This is a genomic window from Motilibacter deserti, assembly GCF_011250635.1.
Lineage (GTDB): Bacteria > Actinomycetota > Actinomycetes > Motilibacterales > Motilibacteraceae > Motilibacter_A > Motilibacter_A deserti.
On sequence record NZ_JAANNP010000260.1, the window covers coordinates 1 to 766 of the forward strand.

Sequence of the window (766 nt, forward strand, 5' to 3'; positions counted from 1 at the left end):
CGGCCGGGCGCGGGAGGGGCGGCGGACAGGCTCAGGCCTGCCGGCGCTCCACGTCCACGGAGGTGATCGCCACGTCCTGCACCGGGCGGTCGAGCTGCCCGGTCGGGACCGCGACGATGCGGTCGACCACGCCGCGGCTGTCGGCGTCGACGACCTCGCCGAAGATCGAGTGCTTGCGGTCCAGCCAGCCGGTCGGGGCGACCGTGATGAAGAACTGCGAGCCGTTGGTCCCCGGCCCGGCGTTGGCCATCGCCAGCAGGTAGGGGCGGTCGAAGCGCAGCTCGGGGTGGAACTCGTCGGCGAAGCGGTAGCCGGGGCCGCCGGTGCCGGTGCCGAGCGGGTCGCCGCCCTGGATCATGAAGCCCGGGATCACCCGGTGGAAGAGCGTCCCGTCGTAGAGCGGCCGCGTCGTGCGCTGACCGTCGCGCGGGTCCACCCACTCCTTCGAGCCCTCGGCGAGCTCGACGAAGTTGCGCACGGTCTTCGGGGCGTGGTCGGGGAACAGCCGGACGACGATGTCGCCCTCGGTCGTGTGCAGCGTCGCGTAGAGCTCTTCGGCCACATCCGCCTCGCGAGTCAGTAGGGGGCGGCCGCCGGGCGGCCGCACGAGTTTTCGTTCCGGGTGTCGGCGAGGCGCGCTCGCCGGATCGCGCCATCCTGGCACGGGCACGGCGCGGGGTAGCCACCGCGTGGCATGGGCGCCGCGTGACGGGGCATCGCGTCCGGCGAACGGAGATCGGCCGTCCGCGTGTCGCGGGCGGCCTGC

At 74.0% G+C, this 766-nt stretch carries 1 protein-coding gene; it reads right to left on the reverse strand.

Features of this window, described 5'->3' with window-relative positions; genetic code table 11:
- Nucleotides 1–31: 31 nt before the first annotated feature.
- Complete coding sequence (locus G9H71_RS22920) at nucleotides 32–562, reverse strand: peptidylprolyl isomerase (protein WP_166285038.1); 531 nt, start codon at nucleotides 560–562, stop codon at nucleotides 32–34.
- Nucleotides 563–766 lie beyond the last annotated feature (204 nt).